Below are 20816 nucleotides of genomic sequence, written 5' to 3' on the forward strand. Positions count from 1 at the left end.
GCCGTCATGAGCGAACGTGCCGCACTGCAGCCCCGACCGCTGAAGCCGCAGTTGGCCGCGGCGTTCCAGGACGTCCCGGTCTGCGCATCCGTGGTGGGCCTCGCGCGGGTCAAGGACTTCGCCTCGGCGGCATCGCAGGTCTGCGTCCTGGCGTCGATCCCGGTGGGGGAGCTGTCGAACGCGGTGCGCGTCCTGGTGCACCTGGGCAAGACCGTGTTCGTCAACATCGACTCGTGCCCCGGTCTGGCGCAGGACCGGGGCGCGATCGACTTCCTCACCGGGATCGGCGCGCAGGGCGTGGTCAGCACCCGGGCCGCGCTCATCGACCGGGCCCGGGCACTGGACATGCTGACCATGCAGAAGGTGTTCGTCACCGACCGGTCCAACCTCAACCGGAGCCTGGAAGGCGTCGGGCGCAGCAGTCCGGACCTGGTCGAGGTGATGCCCGCGCCGATCATCCCGTGGATGCCGGACGAGGCGCGCCGGGTGCTCTCGCCGTTCGTGGCGGCGGGTTTCGTGACGGACGCCGCCGGTGTCGCGCACTCCCTGGCGATGGGTGCGGTGGCGGCAGCGACGTCCGACCACACGCTCTGGTCCCTGCGCCGGGACCAGCTGAGGGGCTGAAAAGCCGTCGAGAGCCTGTCTGACGTACTCGTTTTGCGTAGTGGTGCGGGGGTCGGAACGCCGCCTGGACTGCGGGTGCCCAACTTGATGTGCCAATACACGGCAGTGGGGCCGTCCTCACCAGGCGACGTCTGAGAACCCGCGGTGGTGCAAGCGCCGAAGGTGGGCTAAACGCCTCCGGCGTATCGAAGACAACGACCAATAACCAAGATCAAAGACCGGCACTGGGATTGGGAGAATCATGAGTTTCGTCGTGGTGGCCCGCTATGTCGTCCAACCGGGCGAGCGGGACCGGGTGCTGGAACTGCTCGCCCCGATGGTGTCGGCGTCGCGGGCCGAACCGGGCTGTCGGCGCTACGACGTGCACGCCGGCGTCGAGGACGACGTGGTGGTGCTCGTCGAGGAGTACGACGGCGAAGCCGACTTCGCCCGGCACTGCGAATCCGAGCACTTCCAGCGGATCGTGCTCGGTCAGGTGGTACCGCTGGTGGCCGACCGGCAGGTCACCCGCTGCACCCCGGTGGAGGCGTGATGCGGGTTCGCGCGGCCGTCCTGCGGGAATCCGGTGGGCCCGAGCCCTACGCGGAGTCGCGACCCATCGAGGTCACGACCTTGCACCTCGATCCGCCCGGCCCCGGCGAACTGCTGGTGCGGGTCCGCGCCGCCGGGCTGTGCCACTCGGACCTGTCCGTGATCAACGGATCCCGCCCGCGCCCGTTGCCGATGGCCCTCGGGCACGAGGCTGCCGGCGAGGTGGTGGAAGCCGGGCAGGGGACCGGGTTCACTCCCGGCGACCACGTGGTCCTCGCCTTCGTGCCGTCCTGCGGTGACTGCGAGCGGTGCGTGGCCGGACGCCCCGCCCTGTGCGGACCGGGGGCGGCGGCCAACGGCAAGGGCACCCTGCTCAGCGGGGGCATGCGGTTCCGCGCCGACGACGGAACGCGGCCTTACCACCACCTCGGGGTGTCTGCGTTCGCCGAGCACATCGTGGTGTCGGCGCGGTCGGCGGTGAAGATCGACCCCGACATCCCCTTCGAGATCGCCGCGCTGTTCGGCTGCGCAGTCCTGACCGGTGCGGGCGCGGCCCGGTACTCCGCCCAGGTCCAGCCAGGCGAGAGCGTCGCACTGTTCGGGCTCGGCGGGGTCGGGCTCGCCGCGCTGCTCATGGCCAAAGCGGCCGGAGCGTCCACTGTGGTCGCCGTCGACGTCGTGCCGCACAAACTGGAACTGGCCACCCAGCTGGGCGCCACGCATGCCGTGGCAGGCGGGATCGGCGCGGTCGAGCAGATCCGCGAGCTCACCGGCGGAGGAGCGGAGAAGGTCATCGACACCACCGGTGTCGCTCCGGTACTCCGGCAGGCCTACGATGCGACCCGCAGCGGCGGTACGACGGTCACCGTCGGCTTGCCCGGCCCGCAAGCCCAGCTCACGCTGCCCGCGTTGAGCCTGGTCGCCGAGGAACGGACGCTGCGCGGCAGCTACCTGGGCTCGTGCGTGCCCCGCCGCGACGTGCCCCGGTTCATCGAGATGTACCGCTCCGGTGCGCTCCCGGTCGACCGGCTGCTGTCGCACCGCATCGAGCTGGACGAGATCAACGAGGGCTTCGACAGATTGCACGGTGGAAGCGCCGTCCGTCAGGTCGTGGTCCTCTAGATGATTTGATTCCGGGGAATCAAACGTCCAGGCGGAGGCGAGCGAGTTGATCGGCATCACCGACATCGAAGCAGCGGCGGAGCGCATCGCCGAACACGTCCTGCGCACGCCGACGGTGCCCAGCCCCGGGCTGGGTGACCTCCTCGGCGTCCCGGTGACGGCGAAGCTGGAGCTGCTCCAGCGCACCGGTTCGTTCAAGGTGCGCGGGGCTGCCGCGAAGCTGCTGTCGCTCGGCGAGGCTGAACGCGCGGCCGGGGTGGTCGCGGTCAGCGGCGGCAACCACGGCATCGCGCTGGCGGTCATGGCCGGGGTGTTGGGCGTCGAAGCGACCGTGATCATGCCGCGTTCCGCACCCGCCCGCGCGGTCTCGGTCGCCGAGTCGGCCGGCGCCGAGGTCCGGCTCACCGACGACATGGCCGCGGCGTTCGCGCTGATGACGGACCTGCAGGCCAGCGGGCTCACGCTGGTCCACCCGTTCGCCGATCCGACCGTCATCGCCGGGCAGGGCACGGTCGGCCTGGAGTTCGCCGAAGACGCCGGGCACGTGACCGACGTGCTGGTCAGCATCGGCGGTGGCGGTCTGATCTCCGGGATCGCCGCCGCCCTGCGGGCCCGCCGCCCCGACGTGCGGATCTGGGGCGTGGAAACCGCCGGTGCGCACGCCATGTCGGCGGCGCTGGCGGCCGGTGCGCCGACCGAGATCGAGCTGTCGTCCATCGTGTCCACGCTCAGCGCCCCGGCGGTCTCACCGATCACCTACGAGCACGTGTCGGCGCTGGTGGACGACGTGATCGTGGTCTCCGATGCCGAGGCGGTCCAGGGCGTGCTGGATCTGGCGGAGCACGCGAAGGTCTGGGCCGAGCCCGCTGAGGGTTCCCTGCTCCCCGCCGCTCGTCGCGTGCTGGAACGGGTCGGCGACGCCGAACTCGGGCTGATGGTCTGCGGTGGCAACGCCACCACGGCCGACGTGACCGCTTGGGCCCAGCGCTTCGGGTTGTGAGCCCGCAGCAGGAATACTCGGGCCGGATCGCGACTTGCTCAAGCCGGACACGGCGGCGGAGTTCGCGCAGCTGCACTCGGTCGGCTACGACGTCGTTTCCCGCGCGCACAAGGCGTTCGGGCTGGGGTTCGCCGCGCTCGTCGACACCTATCCGGTGCTGGGGCAGGGTGCGTTCGGGCACAGCGGCGCCGCCGGCTCGCAGGCCTTCGCCGACCCGCGTAGCAGCCTCGCCTACGGTTACAACCGTCGCCGCTTCGCGTTCCCGGGCGGTGCTGCTCCGGAGAACGCACGCTTGATCCGTGCCGTGCACGCCGCAGCGGTCGCCTGAGCTCAGCTCTCGGGAGCGTTGCGGTAGATCTCGTCGTAGCGGGAAGCCTTGGTGGCGCGCTGCTCCGCCTTGGCTTCCTCCCGCGTGGCCTTGCCCGCGCCGAGCGGATATCCGTGCTTGTAGAGCCGGTACTCGGTGGTGTGCTCCATGTAGGACATCGAGTACCAGACGGCGAGGATGACCCCGCCGAGCACCGACATCGCGCGGATCCACAGCGGTCCGGGCAGCAGCAGGAACAGCAGGCCGGGGGAGATCTGCACCAGGCAGCGGCTGACGTGCCGCAGGACCCAGGTCCGGCAGGTGATGTCATGCAGCACCCACTCGCGGTACCGCTCGGGGAGACGACCGCCGTAGGCGTACCAGATCCACTGCAGCGGGTTGGGGCGTGGTGGTTTGGTGCCGGTCACAGCATCCTCACCTTTCTCTCCGGTGCGTGGAACGCCGCCCACATTGCTTAGTACACTAATTATTAACGTATGACGGATCGCGGTGAAAGGTGGGTGCGGATGAAGCAGATCGACCTGGGGGAGGACCCGCTCGCCCTCGACCGTCAGGTGTGCTTCGCGCTGTCGGTGGCCTCGCGAAACGTCATCGCACTCTACCGGCAGCTGCTCGCTCCGATGGGCCTGACGCACCCGCAGTACTTGGTGATGCTCACGTTGTGGGAACGCTCACCGCGGTCGGTGAAGGACCTGTGCGAAGCGCTGCACGCCGAGGCGGCGACGCTGTCCCCGCTGCTCAAGCGGCTGGAGGCGATCGGCTACGTGGTGCGCCAGCGCAGCCGCAGCGATGAACGCCAACTCGCCGTGGACCTGACCGACAAGGGACGGGAACTGCGCGCGGACGCCGAGAAGATCCCCTACCGGGTGGTCGAGCTGCTGGATATGGACCTGGCCGACCTGGAGCGGCTGAACACCACCCTCGGCCAGGTCATCACGGCCACCAAGAAGGCCCTGGACGGGCCGATCGATGGGGCTACGACCAGCTGATGGAGTCGGTCTCCCGGATGCTCGCCTCCCGGGTGCCGGGCGCTTCCTGCGTGCCGTAAAGCCGGGCGATGTGCGCGTCGATCAGCTCGTCCAGCTCGGCCAGGCGCGCGCGCAACGCCTCGGCGCCCCGGCGGGACGCGCCCGGCAGCTGCGCTGCCAGGTGGCCGTACTCGGCGAGCACGCTGGGCAGGTCGTCGCCGACCTGCTGCCTGGGAATCTCGTTCATTCTCCGATGGTGCGGCCAGCAAGCGGATTAGTCGATTCGATCTGTACCCGGGTGGGGCGGATAGGGTCGACGGGGTGCTGATCTCGCGGATTGAGGTGTTCTGATGACTGACGTGGCAGCTGTGGAGCGGGCCCGAGCGCTGCTGGCCGAGAACCCGGTGCTCGACGGGCACAACGACCTGCCTTGGGCGCTGCGCGAGAAGGTCGGCTACGACCTGGAGCGCTGCGACATCGCCCGGGACCAGTCCGGGCAGCTGCACACCGACCTGGCCAGGCTGCGCGCCGGTGGGGTCGGCGGCCAGTTCTGGTCGGTCTACGTCAAGGCCGAGTACCAGGGGGACAAGGCGGTCAGCGCCACCCTCGAGCAGATCGACTGCGTGCACAACCTGATCGCCCGCTACCCGGACGAGTTGCAGCTCGCCCGCACCGCCGACGAGGCGGAGGCGGTCAGGGCGGCCGGCCGGATCGCCTCGCTGCTGGGTGCCGAGGGTGGCCACTCGATCAACTGCTCGCTGGCGACCCTGCGTGCGCTGTACCAGCTGGGCGTCCGGTACATGACGCTCACCCACAACGACAACATCCCGTGGGCCGATTCGGCGACCGACGAGCCCGCCGCGAACGGCCTGACGGCCTTCGGCGTCGAGGTGGTGCGCGAGATGAACCGGATGGGCATGCTGGTGGACCTCTCGCACGTCGCCCCGAGCACGATGCGCGACGCCCTGCGCGCCACCCGAGCCCCGGTGATCTTCTCCCACTCCTCGTCGCGCGCCGTGTGCGACCACCCCCGCAACATCCCGGACGACGTCCTGGCCGCGCTGCCGTCCAACGGTGGGGTGGCGATGGCGACCTTCGTGCCCAAGTTCGTCCTGCCGGAGGCGGTCGAGTGGACGAAGGCGGCCGAAGCGACCCTCCGAGAGCGAGGCTTCGACGCCCTGGCCACGTCGCCGGAGGCGAAGGCGATCCTGGAGGCCTACGAGGAGGCCAACCCGAGGCCGACCGCAACGGTGTCCACGGTGGCCAACCACCTGGACCACATGCGCGAGGTCGCGGGCGTCGACCACATCGGCATCGGCGGCGACTTCGACGGTGTTGCGTTCACCCCGGACGGCCTGGAAGACGTCGCGAGCTACCCGAATCTGATCGCCGAGCTCCTGAACCGAGGCTGGTCGGAAACAGACCTGGCGAAGCTGACCTGGCGCAACGCAGTCCGAGTACTGCGAGACGCGGAGTCGGTGGCGGCGAACTTGCAGCGCACCGAAACCCCGTCGATCGCCACGATCGAACAGCTGGACGCCCCCACCCAGTGACGACCTGGTCGATCGGTGGGACATGTGTTGACCACGTGTCCCACCGGTCGATACGTTCGACGAGTCCGGAATGTCCGCCCGAGGCCGAGGTGTGCCCAAGATGAGGCGTTTCGACCGCTTGGAAAGGATCCTCGCGCTCGACGCGGACCGCGACTGCTAGGAGATCTACCGGCTGCTGGCCGAGTACGAGTTCCCCTGGGACATCACCAAGGCCCTGGAGTTCGCGCTGTTCCGCACTTACGCGGTCCCGAGCATCGGCCGGCTGCTGGACAGGACCGGCGAGTTCACCAGGTGCCCGCAGAAGCGCTACGACGACACCCTGATGGTCCTCTACGAGATCTTCCACTGGGGCACCGAAAGCGAGCGAGGCCGAGAATCGCTGGCCCAGCTCAACGCCATCCACGGCCGGTACCGGATCAGCAACGAGGACTACCTCTACACCCTGTCGACGTTCGTGGTGACTCCGGTCCGCTGGATCGAACGCTTCGGCTGGCGACGCCTCCACCCGCACGAGGTGAAGGCGCTGACCAACACAATGCGCCGCATGGGCGAGGGGATGGAGATCGCCGAAATCCCCGAGACCTACGCGGAGTTCGAGCGCCTCTTCGACGACTACGAGCGCGACCACTTCGATTTCGACGAGGGCGGTCGCCGAGTAGCCGACGCCACGCTGACCTGTTCGGCAGCTGGTACCCGTCGATGTTGTCCCCGGCGGTTGCTCGCGCGGCGCGATTCCTGATGGATCCGCACCTGCTGACGGCCTTCGGATTCCCGCAGGTCTCCCACGCCGGGCGCAAAGCCGCAGAGCTCGGTCTCAAGCTGCGCGCTCAGCTGATCAGAGTTGGTCCCGTCCGACCGGATTCCAGGCCGGTCAAGCCGGATCCGCTGACGTATCCGAACGGCTACCAGATCTCCGAGCTCGGGCCTGAATCCTTCCACCGGTCGCAGGCTCGACGTCAAGTGCGGAGTTGTCCCGTCGCCACCTGAGCTTAGGGAGCTTTTGCTTCCACTGTTGAGTTTTCAAGGTGCTTGAGGTTCCTGGCTCACGGCTTGGTGCGGGCACGGCGGAGCGCACCACCGTCGCGGGGGGTGTCACCGTGCGTCCTCCATTGGTCTCCGTGGCATGGGGATGAGCCGTTGGAGGGCGTGTCGGTGCGCGGGTCCTGCGCCTCGCGCTGCGCTTCTTCGTCGCGCGCGGCGCCGTCGTGATCGAGGGCGTTGCGGATGCGGTCGGCGAGTTTGGCCAAGTCACCCGGACACTCGCGGAATGCATGCTCGACCAGCAGTTCTCCGACCTCACCAGCACGGTGGCGTGTGATCATCAACGGCAAGAAAAACAAGAGGGCGACCTGCCCGAGGCAAAAACCTGAGAAGGATAAACAAAAATTTTTCAAGCCCAGCCCGAAGGCCCATTAAACAGTCCTATATGGACCACCAATCCCGCCAGTAACCCCGGGCCAACGCGCCAGGCGACGCCCATTAGTGCGCAACCCCCGACGCCATCCCCGTGACATGAAGCCAAAACGGGGCTGTGGTCCGGATGTCAAGCCTGAAACCCCGAAGGAGCGGCCGCCAGGCCGGGCTTGACATCCGGGTCACAGCCCCCAAAATCCACCAATCACGGGGATGACCCCACCAACAACAAAACCTCTAAAAGCTCCAACCACCCACCAAAGCCAGTAGACCAGCAAAAACCTCCCCCAACGCCATCGGCGAACAGATCGGCAGAGTACTCACGGCTCCCGCACCAACCGATCAAGCTCCGCGAAGTCGCGGACCAACGGCAGCTGCGTCTGCGGATCGTCGCCGACGGCCAGCGGCCGCATCATCTCGTCGTCCTCGTGCGACAGGATGTGGCAGTGCCACACCGAGGTCCCGGGAATGGTGAACCGTCCAACCCAGGCGGTGATGTGGCCTGGCGGAGACACGAACGTCTCCTTCGGCCCAGATTCGTACGCCGCCGGCGGCTCGAACGGTCCGATCGTCCCCGGCACCGGTCTGCCGTCGTCGTCCCACTGCCCGACCCGCCAGCGTCCGACCAGCCGGAACTCGGCCTCGTGCACGTGGATCGGATGGGCGTCAGGCGAGCGGTTGCGCATCGCCCAGACCTCGGTGGAGTTCAGCTGCGGGGTCTCGGTCGGCGGATCGAGGTACTTCAACAGCCGGTCCCGGTCGCCAAGCTGCGGGTGACCGTTCACGACCTCGGCAGCCTGCACGGTTCGGAGCCGGGCCCCGTCCAACAGCGCGGACGGCGGTGGGGCCTCCTCAGCGAGGACGGACGGAATCGCGGATCCGTCCGGCGAACTGGTAGTGGTGCCGACGTCGAACCGCATCAGCTGCGAGATGCCGCCGCCGGTGGGATCGACCTCGTTCATCTCGCCGAGCACCGCCGTCGCGGTGTTCGCCAGCACCCAGTTCTGCCCTTCGCGCCCGGTGAAGTCGACGACCACCACGTAGCGCTCAGCCGGCGCGATGAGCAGCTCGTCGACCGGTGCCGGATGCCGCAGGTAGCCGGAGTCGTTGCCCACCACCGTCATCGCGGGCCGATCCGCAGAGCGGCCCTCGGTCTGCCGGAGGCTGAGGCGGTAGGAACGCGTGTCGGATGCGTTGAGCAGGGTGAAGGCATAACGGCGGGGTTCGACGGACTGCTTCGGCGCCACCGTGCCGTTGACGACCGGGAGGTCGCCGAGGAACTCCGGGTTGGCGTGGCTGTAGCACAGCGAGCCGTCGGCGTTGAACTTCTTGTCCTGGATGGCGAACTGCTTGGCGAAGTCGCCCTTGGGCAGCGGGAGCGCGCCTTCGGTCTGGTCGGTGTTGGGGATGAAACCCGCCAGGCCCTCGTAGACGTGGTACGAGGTGTTGTGGTGATCGTGGTCGTGGTACCAGAGCGGCGCCGCGGCCTGGACGTTCGGATAGTGGTTGGTCTTCGAACCTCCCGGCGGGATCACCTGCTGGATGGGCTCGGGCACGCCGTCGCTGGCCGGCAGTTGAAGGCCGCCGTGCCGGTGCGCGGTGATGGTGTTGTCGTTGTTCGGCTGGTCGAACGGGAACATCGCGGTACCGGCCGGCGGGAGTCCGTTGACCACGGTCACGTCGATCGGTTTGCCCCGTTCGGTGGCGATCGTGGGCCCGAGGTACTGCACCGGGGTACCGGGAGCGTGGTAACCCAGCGTCGGTACGGCCGGCCATTCGCTGTGGAACGAGTGGCGGCCCAGACGCGCGGTGAGGGTGTAGTGGCCCGGGGCGTCGGGTTCGGCGACCGGCAGCTGGCGTGCCTCGTCGGTGAAGAACGCGGGCACCGGGGAAGGTCCGCACTCGGCTGGTTCCTCCGCGTGGCCGGTCGGTGCCAGCAATCCGGCACCGACCGCGAGCGCGCCGCTCAAGCCGAGCAATCTGGTGAGCGTCGGGGATTTCCCGTGCCGCCGGTGGTCCGCACTCCTGCCGCGCATATCTGGTCCCGGGGTAGGCGTGTCCGTCGCCGGGAGATTCGGCAGGTTCACCGCCCGGGTTGAAGCCCGCCAACCCCTGGGGTGACGAGAAAGCACCGGTGCGGGCGAGCAGCGCGCCTGGTCAGCCGGTCGCGCGCCACTCGCGCTGGAGCATCGCGTAGACGAGCTCCTCGCGCCAGGTCCCCTCGATGATCATGCTGTCGACGAAGTGCGCTTCGCGGCGCATCCCGAGGCGCTCCATCAGCTTCGCCGAGGCGAGGTTGTGCGCCGAGCAGCGCCCGATGATGCGGTGCAGGTCGAGCTCTTCGAACCCGAGTCGCAGCACGGCCCGCACGGCCTCGGTGGCCAGACCTTTGCCCTGGAAGTCGGGGTTGAAGATGTACCCCACTTCGCCCTGCTGGTTCGCCTGGCTGAGCAGGACGAGCTCGACCTGGCCCACGACCTGCCCGGTGTCCGGCAGGACCGCCGCCAGGCTCAGGCAGTCGCCGTCCCCGGTCAGCGCGTTCTCCCGCGTCATCTGCTCGACCGCGGCTTCGGTCTGCTCGCGGTCGCGGGCCTCCCACAGCAGGTGCTGGGCGACGTCCGGCTTGCGCTGGTAGGCCCAGACGTCGTCGGCGTTGTCGAGGGTGAAAGGACGCAGCAGCAGGCGGTCGGTGATGATCGGGTCGGCAATCGGGAGCACGTGGTGACCCTAGTTGCTGGAGCGATCCGATCCGGCGGTTTTCGGACTTCGTCTCGCGGTAAGCCGACGGCGAACGGCGGGAATCCGGGGGTTTCCTGCGGCGTTGCGCTGGCACACAACTCCGGTTGGAGGTCGTGATGGCCGGGAATCCGCAAGATCCGTTCGACGCCCTGGACGGCTACTCGCGCACCGTGGCCGAGGTGGCCCGCACGATCACGCCGAGCGTGGCGAGCCTGCACCTGGCCGGGGAGCGGGGCGAGGGGACCGGGTCGGCCGTGGTGTTCACCGAGGACGGCTTCCTGCTCACGAACGCGCACGTCGTCGGCGTGGCCGATGGCGGGACCGCGCGCTTCGCCGACGGATCCGATGCGCCGTTCTCCGTGGTCGGCGCCGATCCGCTGTCGGACCTGGCGGTGGTGCGCGCGGTGGGGGAGACGCCGCCGCCGGTGCAGCTTGGCGACAGCGACCGGCTGGTGGTTGGGCAGCTCGTGGTCGCGGTCGGCAACCCGCTCGGGCTGGCCGGTTCGGTCACCGCGGGCGTGGTCAGCGGGCTCGGGCGGTCGCTGCCAGCGCGCAGCGGACAGGCCGCCCGCATCATCGAGGACGTCATCCAGACCGACGCCGCGCTCAACCCCGGCAACTCCGGCGGGGCGCTGGCCGATTCGCACGGCGTCGTGGTGGGGATCAACACCGCGGTCGCCGGGGTGGGGCTCGGGCTGGCGATCCCGATCAACGCCACCACCCGCCGCATCATCGATTCGCTGGTCCGACACGGCCGGGTCCGGCGCGCCTACCTGGGGCTGGTGACGACACCCGCGCCGCTGCCCGACGAGCTGGTCGAACGCGCCGGCCAGCAGACCGGCTTGCGCGTGGTGGACGTGGTCCGGCACAGCCCGGCCGAGCGAGCCGGACTCCACCGCGGCGACCTCGTGCTCACGGCGGGCGGCAACCCGGTGCGCGACGCGCAGGGGCTGCAACGGCTGATGTTCGCCGAGGCCATCGGCCGCCCGTTGCAGATCACCGTGACCCGCAACGGGGCGCTCGTCGACGTGATCACCGAGCCGGTGGAGCTGCTCGACAGCCCGCGCTGACCGCCGGGCGTCGCGGTCGCGGAGCGGCCTAGGGTCAGGCGGTGTCATCAGGATCCATACCGGTCACACCAGCACTCGGCGTTGCCATCGCACTGCTGCTGATCGCCGCCGCAGCCGTTTCCGGGCTCGGTCGGCTGGCCCGCTTCCACCACGTGCTGTTCGCCGGGGTGCGCGGTGCGGTGCAGCTGGCCGTTGTGTCGTTGCTGATCGCCTACCTGGTCGAGTCGACCGCGCTGGCGGCGTTGTTCATCGTGCTGATGTTCGTGGTGGCGGCGTACACCGCGGGTCGGCGGATCACCGATGACCGGAGCTGGCTGTGGGCCGGGCTGCCGATCGCAGCCGGTGTCGCGCCTGCCGTGGGGTTGCTGGTCGTCACCGGTGCGGTGCCGTTGACCGGCCTGGTGCTGATTCCGCTGGTGGGGCAGCTGATCGGTGGCGCGATGGTCGCCACTGCGCTGGCCGGGAAGCGGTTGTTGGACGAGTTGCAGCAGCGGCGAGGAGAGGTGGAGGCCGCACTGTCGTTGGGCATGACCGACCGGCTCGCGCGGCTGGAGATCGCCCGACCGTCAGCCGGTAGCGCGTTGGTGCCCGCGCTCGACCAGACCCGAACCGTGGGCACGGTGACGTTGCCAGGTGCCGATAGGGGGAGGTGGGTTCTACGCCGATTCTGCTGGTGGCATTCAGTAAATCCGCAGGTCGAAGGTATTCAGGTCGCCCCACCTCGTGGGCAACGTTCGTGCTCTTCTTGGCCCTTTTTGACCCATCTCCGGGTTGAACTTTGGTGACCGCCGTCGAGGTCTCCTGAGGTTCTCCACCGTGTGCACAACGTCGGCCGCTCCCAGATGGCCGGCGCCCTCCTGCACCACCACGCCCAAAGCCGCGTCACTGTTCGTTCCGCCGGATCCGCACCCGTCGACAGCATCAACCCTGCCGTGCTCGAGGTCATGAACGAACTCGGCCTGGACCTGTCCCATGAGTTCCCGAAGGAGCTCACCACCGAGGCTGTCGAAGCCGCCGACGTCGTCATCTCCATGGGCTGCGGCGACGCCTGCCCTGTCTTCCTCGGCAAGCGCTACTTCGACTGGGAACTCGCCGACCCAGCAGGAAAGGGCGTCGACGACGTTCGCCCGCCCCGGACGGTTCGAAGCCCGAGTCGCCCGCTCCGACGCTGAAGCTTGCCGGCTCGGCGAAGGACGGTCACGGATCGCACGCCGCGGCCGAGCCCGGTGCGAACGTCGAGCAGAACGGCACCGCGGTGTGGCTCAGTGGCGCCGGGCTGATCCTTGGAGCCCTCGCGCTCGGCGTTGCGATCGGAGCGCTGCTGCGGTCCCGCCGCAGCAGCGGAGCCAACGGCTCGCCGGACGCCTGATGCGTTCGTGACGACGCTTCTCGACCAGCGGCTGGGCTGCGGGGGCCGCGCCGAGCGTGGCGGCTAGCTATCGGAAGGCGAGCCGCCACGCAGTGCCTCGGCGTCAGGTCAGTCGTGCTCGGCGGCGCCGGTGATGTGGTGGTCAGCGGCTTCCACGGCCTCGGCCAGCAGGCGGCGTACGTGTCCGCCCCGAGCCCGGTACACCGCACGCCGACCGTCCCGTCGAAGGGACACGAGGCCCGCGAGGCGGAGCTTGGCCAGGTGCTGCGACACAGCGGGCCGGGCGACGCCGATCAGGTCGGCCAGCGTCGTCACGTCGTACTCGGCTCCGCACAACAGCCACAACAGGCGTACGCGAGTGGGATCGGACAGCATGCGGAACGCGGTCACGGCCGCCTCGACGTGGTCGTCCGTGGGCAGTGCCCGCCACATCTCGTCCAGCTTGTCGTCCTCAAGTGCGTACATAAGCACACACATTGCCGCCTGTTCGGCCGCAATGCAATCGGCGGCTGGCGGACCCCACGAGCCGTACGTCATCGACCACCAAAATCGGCCACGCCTCGCTCTCGACCGGGTCGGGCGAGCGGGCTGGCCTCCCAGTGCAAACAGGAGACATCCACATGCCGAAGATGCGAAAGATCTCGGTGCGCGCAGGACGTGTGGCCGCAGCCTTGGCAATGGCCGGCGCCTGCGCCGTTCCCACTGCTGGTCTGGCAGCCGCCGACGCGACGCTGCTGTCCACCGACCCGGCCGACGGTGCCCAGGTCGCAGAGTTGCCGGCCGCCGCGACTCTGCAGTTCAACCAGCCGGTCAACCCGAAGATCATCACCATCACCGTTACCGGCCCCGCAGGCGAGAACGTCGCTGCCGCCCCTCCCACGGTCAACGAAACCGTGGTGTCCCAGCCCCTGCTCCCAGCGGTGAATTCGGGAACGTACACGCTGGCCTTCCGCGTGGTCTCCGACGGCGGGCATCCGGTCGCCGGCAAGCGCACCTTCACGCTGGCCCCCGCTCCCGGCGCCGCCGCAAGCCAAGCGCCGGTCGTGCCGTCGCAACAGCCTCAGCCGCCGCAGGCTGCACCCGATGAGGGCGCAACCAAACGGTCGTGCTGACCTTGATCGGGATCGCGGTTGTCGTCGTGGTCGGCGTCGGAGTCGTTCTCATCCGCCGTTTCCGGGACTGATCCCGGATGCCAGGCAGTGCCGGCAAACCAGAACTGTCCACAGTGGATTGATCATCTCGGTGATGCCGGCCAGCTGGAAGTGAGGCGAGCGAAGTGTTGCACCCGGCTGTCAGCCCCGAGTGCGACACTTCGCGGCCATGACTACTCGTGATGCCCTTGCTCTCCGCCAGATATCCCGCGCGGAGGACGTCACGCCGGAACTGGCAACCGCTCTCGTCGAATGCTGGACCAGCGTCAGCAATGCCGGTGGGGCGGTGGGGTTTCCTTTTCCGCCGGTCCGCGTTTCGCAAGTCAGGCCTGTCGCGGATCGGCTCATTGCTGCGCTCGATCCGCGCCGCAGTCGCCTGGTGCTCGTGATGGCGGAGGGCGCTCTGGCGGGTTGGCTCAACATCCGCCGCGATATGGATCCACTGGTGGCGCATTGGGGGACCGTTCACCACGTCCAGTCACACACCGATTTCCGCGGTCGGGGAATCGGGGCCGCCCTGATGAACTACGCGCGGGAGGTCGCCCGCGACGGCATGGGCTTGGAGCAACTCCACCTCGCGGCGCGGGCCGGGGTGGGGCTGGAGGAGTTCTATGGCCGATTGGGGTGGAAGGAGATCGGCCGCTGGCCAGGAGCGTTGCGCCTGGCGCCGGATGATGATCGGGACGAGATCCTCATGGTGTTGACCCCGCTGTGACGCCCCGATGCGGGATCTGGGCGCGTACGCGGCCAGATCCCGCTCTTGAAAGCGTTCGGGGCGCAGAGTGCCTGTCCTCGTGGCGGGGCCGGCACTCCGCGGTGGTTGCTCGCCAGGGTGTTGTTGCTGCCAGTGATCGGCTGTTGCAGCGTTGTCGCGTGCGTACATGAGCACATATGTTGTGGTCGATCACGACGACACGACTGGGGAGAGCCATGCTGCGCGTCCTGCGTTACCAGACCTACCGCCGCCTGTTCACCGCGCAGATCATCGCCCTCCTCGGGACCGGCTTGGCCACCGTTGCGCTGGCACTACTCGCGTATCGAATAGCCGGGGCGCAGGCGGGCGTGGTCCTCGGAACCGCGCTGGCCATCAAGATGACCGCGAACGTGATCATCGCGCCGGTGGCCACCGCCCTGCTCGACCACTTCCCCCGGCGGACGGTCCTGGTCGCCTTGGACGTGGTCCGGGCGGCAGCTGCCGTGATGTTGCCGTGGGTGGACCAGATTTGGCAGATCTACCTGTTGGTGTTCCTGCTCCAGGCCGCGTCGGCCGCGTTCACCCCGGTCTTCCAGGCCACGATTCCCGATCTGCTGACCGACGAGGACGACTACACCAACGCCCTGTCGCTGTCCCGGCTGGCCTATGACTCGGAAAGGCTGGTCAGTCCTGCCCTTGCCACCGCAGCCCTGACACTCGTCGGCCTCAACACGCTGTTTCTCGGCACAGCGGCCGGATTCGCAGCCTCGGCGCTGCTGGTCCTCTCCACAGTGCTGCCCCGTCCTCGCCCGGCTCAGCGCTCCGGCGGTCTGTTCAGCCGCACCACCCTCGGTGTACGCCGATATCTCGCTGTCCCCAGGCTGCGGGGCCTGCTCGCCCTGCACATGGCCGTATCCGCCACCGGGTCGATGGTGCTGGTCAACACCGTCACCACCGTGCGAGATGATCTCGTCGGAAGCGAATCCGACGTCACCCTGGCCCTCGGCGCCTACGGTATCGGGTCGCTGCTGATCGCCCTCGCCTTGCCTCGTGCCCTACAGCGCTTCGCCGAACGGCCGCTGATGCTCGTCGGCAGTGCAATCGGCGCAGCCGCCCTCGTCACGGCCATCGCGGTGCTCAACAGCGGCGAAGCCTGGCGCTGGCCCGGGCTTCTGCTGATCTGGGCACTAATCGGTGCGGCCGGATCTCTGGTGCTCACCCCCATCGGACGCCTGCTGCGCCGGTGCGCCGACAGCGGTCAGCGCACCGCCTTGTTCGCTGCGGACTACGCCCTGTCCCACGGCTGCTGGCTGATCACGTACCCGCTTGCGGGCTGGCTCGCCGCCGTGGCCGGAACAACGTGGACCCTTGCGGTGCTGGCCGGTCTGGCAGCCGCAGCCACCGTGGTAGCCGCGCGCGTCTGGCCTGCGCACGACCCCGACGAGCACGAACACGACCACCACGATCTAGCTCAAGGGCACGAACACCTTCACAACGCCGAGCTCGTCGGCGCGACCGGCGCGTGGCGCCACACTCACCCTTACCGCCTCGACGAACTCCACCACACCTGGCCCCGTTGACCGGGTTCCCGGTCGTCGTAGGGACGCCGCTGACGTAAGTGCCACACTCGTTGGCTGGCTGGGATCGACGCTGGCGAGCTTCGCTCCAGGTGCGTCCCGTGCCGTCGCGCCTCGGTCCACGCGCGTGATCGCTGTTGTCTCAGCGATCACGTCGCAGCGGTTCGACTCGGCACTTCGTCTTGAGCGGTGTGGAGGCTCCGCACTTCGGCACGCAATTGGCGGACTTCGTCGAGCAGCTGCCGCATCGTCTCGGGTTCTTCCTGCTCGGGTTGCTGCCGGCCCACCTGGGATTCCATCGCGGACACGGCGACGGCGATGAAGAGGTTGAGGACGGTGAACGTGGTGATCGCGATGTAGCCGATGAAGAAGATCCAGGCCAGCGGTTCCTCGTCCATCACGGCGCGGGCGACCTCGGACCAGGCTTCCCCGGTCATCACCTGGAACAGTGTGAACAGCGAGTCGCCGAGGTCGCCGAAGTAGTCCGGGGCGACCGCGCTGAACAGCTTGGTGGCGATCACCGCGCCCACGTAGAGGATCAGCACCAGCAGGGCGGCGATGGAGGCCATCCCCGGGACGCCGGTGAGCAGCGCGCTGACCACGCGGCGCATGCTGGGGATCACCGAGATCAGCCGCAGGGCGCGGAGGATGCGGAGCGCGCGCAGGACTCCGAAGGCGCCGGTGGTGGGCAGCAGCGCGATGCCGACGATGACGGCGTCGAAGCAGTTCCACGGGTCGCGGAAGAAGCGCCAGCCGTGGCCGTACAGGCGGGCGGCCAGCTCCACCGCGAACACCGCCAGCGCGGCCCGGTCCACCGCGTGGAGCAGCTAGCTGTGGCTGGCGACCAGGCCGGGGGAGGTCTCGCAGCCGAGCGTCACGGCGTTGACGAGGATGACCGCGATGACCACCCGCTGGGTGAGTGGTGCATCCGCCATCGCCCGGACGCGTTCACGCGCTAACACACAGGGCTCCCGAATGGACCGCCGAAAAGTCAGTGATCAACATATCGAGAGATCTTCGCCTTGTCGTACGCGATCCTCGGACTGTTAGCGCACAGCGGGCACCGGTCGGCGCCGGTGCCCGCTGTAAGAGTGCCTGTCTGCGCTCAGAATTCTTCTTCGTCGTCCTCGAAAACTTCCTCGATCATCTCGCCTGCGACCATGCCACCGAGGAATCCGGCGCCGGCGCCGAGCGCGGCACCGGCGACCATGCCGCCCATCCCGGATCCACGTCGGTGGTGATGATCGTCGTCGTAGTGGCCGTGCGGTTGGTTGCTGTAGCCGTGCGGGTGGCCGTACTCCGGGTGGTGGCCGAAGCCGCCGTCGTGGCCCACCGCGCCGCGGCGTTCGGCGGCCTGTTCCAGCCAGCCGTGGATCCGCCCGGTCCAGTCGGTGCCGAGGGCTTCCTCGTGGGAGACGTGGAAGCGGCCGAAGGTGTCCTGGCTCGGGGTGAAGAACCCGCCGCGCTTGTCGGCCTCCAGCACCACGTCCAGCCCGTGCGGGCCGGCGACGAAGGTCAGCTCGACCTCGTTGATCCGCCCCGCGAACTGCTGGGGCGGGTAGAACTCGATCTCCTGGAAGAACGGCAGTTCCTGGCGGACGCCGTGCAACTGGCCGTGTTCCAGGTCGGCGCTCTTGAAGTGGAAACCGAGCTGGGAGAACGCCTCCAGCACCTTCTCCTGCGCGGGCAGGGGTTCCACCGACACCGGGTCGAGGTCGCCCTTGTCGGCGACCTTGGCGATGGCCAGCTCGGTGCGCACGCCGAGCGTCATGCCGTGCAGGTGCTGCCCGTAGACGCTGGTGATCGGCGTTTCCCACGGCACCGGCAGCTGGAACGGGATGGTCTTGTGCTCGCCCTCGCGCAGCTCGAACCGGCCGGCCACCACGGCGCGGTGGAACTCCACGCCGGCATGCCCGTCATGGCCGCCGTGTTCGGTTTCGACACGCGTGACGAAGCCGAGCGCGACGTTCTCGACGGTGACGTCCTGGTTCCCGCCGGTGATGCGGACTTCCCCGGCGAGGTTCTCGCCCGGGCGGACGTGCTGGTGGTGCAGCACGGTGTCCACCGACGGGCCGCCGACGCCGAGCGCGCCCAGGAGCTTCTTGAAGACCATTCTGCTGGCCCTTCCTCTTCTCTTCGCTGTCGATCAGTTGCGGTGAGTAGTTGGCGATGGGTTGCGGGTAGCGGTAGTGGAGCTTCTTGCTCTGATCAGGAGTTAGTGCGGTCGGGCAGGACCCGGAAGCCGCGAACTCGCGCACGTCTGCGCCGCGCGAGCGAGTCGCGCGGACAACGGGAGCTTCTTCGGGGCCGCTGGCATGGACGAGGAAAAGGCCAAGGCCACGTCTGGGCCTCTCGTGCACGCGTGTTCATCGCGTCGCGCAACCGTGAAAAGCCGCTGCAGCGCGCGGAAGCGGGGCTGGTGAATGCCATGGGGGAGGAGTGCGCGCGCGTCCGCCGATGCGGCAACGCCATCGTGGGCTGGACTCAACTCACCCCAGCTGAAGATCGGGCTGTTCGGCGTGCTGACGTGCTTTTCCAGCGTCGCCGCACCCCTCGCACCCATCCGGCTGTGAGGGGTGCGGCAGGTACTTCCAGGGTCGTCATCCGTGCACATAGCAACGGAACACTAGACCAATGAGTTCCGGACAAACACCGCAATTATGGTGATCAACGCAACATCATCCACCTGGACGGTCCTAGCGGTCGGTGATCGACCGAGCCTGAAAAGAAGTGGCGACTACGAGGGTGACGCTCTCGATGCCCCGTTCCAGTGATCTCGATCTACTTCGGCTCCCGCGGGACTACTCCGTTCGGGATATAGCTCAGTGTCCCTTTCCTCCCTTTCGATGATGAGGAGTGACACCTCCAGTGCCCGAGGCACAATCCCGGGATGCAGTACCGGGCCGGGACGTGGTCCCGGCCAACCGCACATCGTGATCGGCGCCCCGGATCGGGGTGGCCGGTGATGGAAATTGCCCAAGAACCTCGCCATCGCCGAGCCTGAAAGAATCTGAATGATCATGTCAAGCTGCAGCAGTAGCTTTTTGTGGCCCGGCTGGGCTGAAGGTTCGTCTGTCGAGCAGCAGGGCCCAGAGCACGTCGACCAGGCGGCGGGCCAGTGCGAGCAGGGCTTGGGTGTGGATGAGTCGTTCGCTGCGCTTCTTGTCGTAGAAGGTGCGCGAGGGGCCGCGACTCTTGATGCTGGACAGCGCAGCCATGTAGAACACGCGCCGCAATCTGCGGTTGTAGCGTTTCGGCCGACGCAGATTCCCAGTGACACGACCGGAATCCTGTGGCACTGGCACGAGCCCTGCGTAGGAGGCCAAGCGCCCCGAGGTGGCGAATCCGGACAAGGTGCCGCCGGTGGCGACGACGAACTCTGCGCCGAGGATCGGGCCGAAGCCGGGCAGCGATTCGATGATCTCGGCTTGCGGGTGTTCCCGGAACCGGCTGGTGATCAGCTTGTCGGTGTCCTTGATCTGCCGGTCCAGTTCGAGCAGTTGCGTGGCCAGGCGGGCGATGAGCACCGCTGTGGTCGCTTCGCCCGGCAGGCGGACGGTTTGGGCCTCCGTGGCGGCCAGCGCGGCGGCGGCCATGCCGGGGATCCCCTTGGCCCAAGCCTTGTGCTCGCGCAGGTAGGAGACCAGCCCTGTCTCGCCGGCAGCCCGGATGGACTCGGGGGTTTGGAAGCCGGTGAGCAGGATCAGTGGCGAGCGGGCGGAGTAGTCGAAAGCCTTTTCAAGTCCGGGAAAGATGCTGCTGAGCAGGTCGCGCAGCCGGTTGACCCCGCGGACCCAGTCGGCCATGAGGTCTTCGCGGTGCGCGGTGCGCGGTCAGCCGGGTCAGTTCGACCACTTTTTCATCCGGGGCGGTGACCGGGGTGAGGTCGGCGCGCATGCGCGCGGTCTCGGCGATCACCCGGGCGTCCTTAGCGTCTGTTTTGGACTCGCCGCGGAACACGCCGGTCATCCGATTGACCACCCGGCCGGGCACATAGACCACCGGCTGGCCGGTCGTGACGAGGACCGTGACCAGCAGCGCAGCGGCGTTGCTAGTCAGATCGATCGCCCACCGCACCTCGGCCGCCGACTTCCCGGCACGGGCGATGAGTTGCTCGATCGCGGCCTGGTTGTTGGCCACTTTCTGCGAGAACACGACCTTTCCGTCAATGTCCATCGCGCACGCGTGATGCGTGGTCTTCCCTACGTCAATACCGACCCAGATCAGCGGCCGAACCTTCACTCACGTTCTCCTGTTGTTGCAGGTCAACCCCGTGGACAACCCTGCCAACAGGTCCCTAAACAGCGACGGTCCGCATCAGATCTGAATCAGTGGCCAGGGCGTCCAGAGCGACGGGGCGGCCATTCTTTCAAAGCCACGACAGAGGCAAACATCCCAGCAGCCACACCCCGTCGCACTGGGCATTCGGGGCACTTACCCCGAACAAGATCCACCTTAGGGAAATCCCAGGAGCTGAAATGTCAAGCCGCGATGTTCTCGGGCATCCTCCACGGCTGCCTCAAGACCGGCACCCTCTACGACGAAACGACCGCCTGGTCGCATCACGCCGTCCGGTCTCAGTGATGAGGTGTGGGCCGTGCTGGGACCGTTGATGCCGGTGCGGGCTCGGGAAAAGGGCGGCAGGCAGCGCAAATACGGCGATCGTGTGGTGCTGGA

General features: G+C 68.2%; 23 protein-coding genes and 1 pseudogene. 16 read left to right on the forward strand and 8 right to left on the reverse strand.

Annotated features, from left to right (window positions below; all coding sequences use genetic code 11):
* Positions 1-6 precede the first annotated feature (6 nt).
* The 5 genes from ACWCO2_RS31120 to ACWCO2_RS31140 all read left to right on the forward strand — a co-directional run bounded on the left by ACWCO2_RS31120 (position 7) and on the right by ACWCO2_RS31140 (position 3605).
* The gene (locus tag ACWCO2_RS31120; RefSeq protein ID WP_450131356.1) at positions 7-624 is read left to right on the forward strand and encodes a glycerol-3-phosphate responsive antiterminator; all 618 of its coding nucleotides are present in this window, start codon (positions 7-9) and stop codon (positions 622-624) included.
* 241 nt (positions 625-865) lie between these two features.
* Positions 866-1156, forward strand: coding sequence for a putative quinol monooxygenase (locus ACWCO2_RS31125; protein WP_450131357.1), 291 nt, complete (start codon positions 866-868; stop codon positions 1154-1156).
* Positions 1156-2277, forward strand: coding sequence for a zinc-dependent alcohol dehydrogenase family protein (locus tag ACWCO2_RS31130; protein WP_450131358.1), 1122 nt, complete (start codon positions 1156-1158; stop codon positions 2275-2277). Before ACWCO2_RS31125 ends, ACWCO2_RS31130 begins: the two co-directional genes overlap by 1 nt.
* Before the next feature lie 46 nt (positions 2278-2323).
* Positions 2324-3277, forward strand: coding sequence for a pyridoxal-phosphate dependent enzyme (locus ACWCO2_RS31135; protein WP_450131359.1), 954 nt, complete (start codon positions 2324-2326; stop codon positions 3275-3277).
* A gap of 34 nt (positions 3278-3311) precedes the next feature.
* Complete coding sequence (locus tag ACWCO2_RS31140) at positions 3312-3605, forward strand: hypothetical protein (RefSeq protein ID WP_450131360.1); 294 nt, start codon at positions 3312-3314, stop codon at positions 3603-3605.
* Positions 3606-3607: 2 nt separating this feature from the next.
* On the opposite strand, the gene ACWCO2_RS31145 is transcribed toward ACWCO2_RS31140, so the two are convergent.
* On the reverse strand, positions 3608-4012 hold the full coding sequence (locus tag ACWCO2_RS31145; protein WP_450131361.1) for a DUF5313 family protein: 405 nt from the start codon (positions 4010-4012) through the stop codon (positions 3608-3610).
* A gap of 99 nt (positions 4013-4111) precedes the next feature.
* Here ACWCO2_RS31145 and ACWCO2_RS31150 point away from each other — a divergent pair, with 99 nt between their 5' ends.
* Positions 4112-4594 carry a MarR family winged helix-turn-helix transcriptional regulator gene (locus ACWCO2_RS31150; RefSeq protein ID WP_450131362.1) on the forward strand — a complete coding sequence of 161 codons (483 nt, stop codon included), beginning with the start codon at positions 4112-4114 and terminating at the stop codon, positions 4592-4594.
* Here the strand turns inward: ACWCO2_RS31150 and ACWCO2_RS31155 are convergent.
* A complete protein-coding gene (locus tag ACWCO2_RS31155; protein WP_450131363.1) occupies positions 4581-4820 on the reverse strand; it encodes a hypothetical protein in 240 nt (79 codons plus the stop codon). The genes ACWCO2_RS31150 and ACWCO2_RS31155 overlap by 14 nt on opposite strands.
* A gap of 103 nt (positions 4821-4923) precedes the next feature.
* Here ACWCO2_RS31155 and ACWCO2_RS31160 point away from each other — a divergent pair, with 103 nt between their 5' ends.
* The 4 genes from ACWCO2_RS31160 to ACWCO2_RS31175 all read left to right on the forward strand — a co-directional run bounded on the left by ACWCO2_RS31160 (position 4924) and on the right by ACWCO2_RS31175 (position 7496).
* Entirely contained in the window at positions 4924-6126 is a 1203-nt protein-coding gene (locus tag ACWCO2_RS31160; protein WP_450131364.1) for a dipeptidase, read from the forward strand.
* A 265-nt stretch (positions 6127-6391) separates the two neighbouring features.
* Positions 6392-6865: an oxygenase MpaB family protein gene (locus ACWCO2_RS31165; protein WP_450131379.1), complete on the forward strand. Its 474-nt coding sequence runs from the start codon at positions 6392-6394 to the stop codon at positions 6863-6865.
* Complete coding sequence (locus tag ACWCO2_RS31170) at positions 6865-7113, forward strand: hypothetical protein (RefSeq protein ID WP_450131365.1); 249 nt, start codon at positions 6865-6867, stop codon at positions 7111-7113. The genes ACWCO2_RS31165 and ACWCO2_RS31170 overlap by 1 nt, the downstream gene beginning before the upstream one ends.
* 218 nt (positions 7114-7331) lie before the next feature.
* Complete coding sequence (locus ACWCO2_RS31175; RefSeq protein ID WP_450131366.1) at positions 7332-7496, forward strand: hypothetical protein; 165 nt, start codon at positions 7332-7334, stop codon at positions 7494-7496.
* Between the two features lie 363 nt (positions 7497-7859).
* On the opposite strand, the gene ACWCO2_RS31180 is transcribed toward ACWCO2_RS31175, so the two are convergent.
* Together ACWCO2_RS31180 and ACWCO2_RS31185 are read right to left on the reverse strand one after the other, a co-directional pair.
* A complete protein-coding gene (locus ACWCO2_RS31180) occupies positions 7860-9509 on the reverse strand; it encodes a multicopper oxidase family protein (RefSeq protein ID WP_450131367.1) in 1650 nt (549 codons plus the stop codon).
* 187 nt (positions 9510-9696) lie between these two features.
* Complete coding sequence (locus ACWCO2_RS31185; RefSeq protein WP_450131368.1) at positions 9697-10257, reverse strand: GNAT family N-acetyltransferase; 561 nt, start codon at positions 10255-10257, stop codon at positions 9697-9699.
* A gap of 137 nt (positions 10258-10394) precedes the next feature.
* Between ACWCO2_RS31185 and ACWCO2_RS31190 the strand changes: the two genes are divergently transcribed.
* The 3 genes from ACWCO2_RS31190 to ACWCO2_RS31200 are packed head-to-tail and all read left to right on the forward strand — an operon-like array spanning position 10395 to position 12520.
* Positions 10395-11348 carry a S1C family serine protease gene (locus ACWCO2_RS31190; RefSeq protein ID WP_450131369.1) on the forward strand — a complete coding sequence of 318 codons (954 nt, stop codon included), beginning with the start codon at positions 10395-10397 and terminating at the stop codon, positions 11346-11348.
* A 41-nt stretch (positions 11349-11389) separates the two neighbouring features.
* On the forward strand, positions 11390-12133 hold the full coding sequence (locus tag ACWCO2_RS31195; RefSeq protein ID WP_450131370.1) for an ABC transporter permease: 744 nt from the start codon (positions 11390-11392) through the stop codon (positions 12131-12133).
* Positions 12134-12166: 33 nt separating this feature from the next.
* Positions 12167-12520 (forward strand): arsenate reductase/protein-tyrosine-phosphatase family protein, encoded by a 354-nt coding sequence (locus ACWCO2_RS31200; RefSeq protein ID WP_450131371.1) that lies wholly within the window; start codon positions 12167-12169, stop codon positions 12518-12520.
* Positions 12521-12825: 305 nt separating this feature from the next.
* Here the strand turns inward: ACWCO2_RS31200 and ACWCO2_RS31205 are convergent, their stop codons facing one another.
* Positions 12826-13182: an ArsR/SmtB family transcription factor gene (locus tag ACWCO2_RS31205; protein WP_450131372.1), complete on the reverse strand. Its 357-nt coding sequence runs from the start codon at positions 13180-13182 to the stop codon at positions 12826-12828.
* 155 nt (positions 13183-13337) lie between these two features.
* Between ACWCO2_RS31205 and ACWCO2_RS31210 the strand changes: the two genes are divergently transcribed.
* The 3 genes from ACWCO2_RS31210 to ACWCO2_RS31220 all read left to right on the forward strand — a co-directional run bounded on the left by ACWCO2_RS31210 (position 13338) and on the right by ACWCO2_RS31220 (position 16142).
* Positions 13338-13829 (forward strand): copper resistance CopC family protein, encoded by a 492-nt coding sequence (locus ACWCO2_RS31210; RefSeq protein WP_450131373.1) that lies wholly within the window; start codon positions 13338-13340, stop codon positions 13827-13829.
* 208 nt (positions 13830-14037) lie between these two features.
* Entirely contained in the window at positions 14038-14583 is a 546-nt protein-coding gene (locus ACWCO2_RS31215) for an N-acetyltransferase family protein (protein ID WP_450131374.1), read from the forward strand.
* A 215-nt stretch (positions 14584-14798) separates the two neighbouring features.
* The gene (locus ACWCO2_RS31220) at positions 14799-16142 is read left to right on the forward strand and encodes an MFS transporter (RefSeq protein WP_450131375.1); all 1344 of its coding nucleotides are present in this window, start codon (positions 14799-14801) and stop codon (positions 16140-16142) included.
* A 146-nt stretch (positions 16143-16288) separates the two neighbouring features.
* On the opposite strand, the gene ACWCO2_RS31225 is transcribed toward ACWCO2_RS31220, so the two are convergent.
* The 3 genes and pseudogenes from ACWCO2_RS31225 to ACWCO2_RS31235 all read right to left on the reverse strand — a co-directional run bounded on the left by ACWCO2_RS31225 (position 16289) and on the right by ACWCO2_RS31235 (position 20381).
* On the reverse strand, positions 16289-16954 hold the full coding sequence (locus ACWCO2_RS31225; protein ID WP_450131376.1) for an ion transporter: 666 nt from the start codon (positions 16952-16954) through the stop codon (positions 16289-16291).
* 290 nt (positions 16955-17244) lie between these two features.
* Positions 17245-18252 carry a sporulation protein gene (locus tag ACWCO2_RS31230; RefSeq protein ID WP_450131377.1) on the reverse strand — a complete coding sequence of 336 codons (1008 nt, stop codon included), beginning with the start codon at positions 18250-18252 and terminating at the stop codon, positions 17245-17247.
* A 910-nt stretch (positions 18253-19162) separates the two neighbouring features.
* A pseudogene (locus ACWCO2_RS31235) lies at positions 19163-20381 on the reverse strand (IS110 family transposase).
* Positions 20382-20816 lie beyond the last annotated feature (435 nt).

The sequence above is a fragment of the Saccharopolyspora sp. NPDC002376 genome, assembly GCF_053593195.1.